The sequence below is a fragment of the Isoalcanivorax indicus genome (assembly GCF_003259185.1).
In the GTDB taxonomy this organism is placed as follows: Bacteria; Pseudomonadota; Gammaproteobacteria; order Pseudomonadales; family Alcanivoracaceae; genus Isoalcanivorax; species Isoalcanivorax indicus.
In genome coordinates, this window is the sequence record NZ_QGMP01000010.1 from 1 (window position 1) to 334 (window position 334).

2 tRNA genes are annotated in these 334 nt (G+C 56.6%); both read left to right on the forward strand.

Annotated features, from left to right (window positions below):
- Window positions 1-28 precede the first annotated feature (28 nt).
- A tRNA-Ile gene (locus DKW65_RS15710) sits at window positions 29-105 on the forward strand.
- A gap of 46 nt (window positions 106-151) precedes the next feature.
- Window positions 152-227: transfer RNA gene (locus DKW65_RS15715), tRNA-Ala, on the forward strand.
- The last annotated feature ends 107 nt before the right edge of the window (window positions 228-334 follow it).

Sequence of the window (334 nt, forward strand, 5' to 3'; positions counted from 1 at the left end):
ATTAAAGATGCGCGACCAAGAGAGTACTGGGTCTGTAGCTCAGTTGGTTAGAGCGCACCCCTGATAAGGGTGAGGTCGGTGGTTCAAATCCACCCAGACCCACCAGATTCTCCGGCGCCTTGCCGGTGTAATCTGAAGCAGCCGGTAATATGGGGCCGTAGCTCAGCTGGGAGAGCGCCTGCCTTGCACGCAGGAGGTCAGCGGTTCGATCCCGCTCGGCTCCACCAGGTTCTTCCTGGTCGGGTACAACCCGCAAGAAGACAAAATCAAGTGTGCACAGGATGCATGTTTGCTTTTGGCTTCATGCCAGACACCGTGATGACGAGTCCGGTGA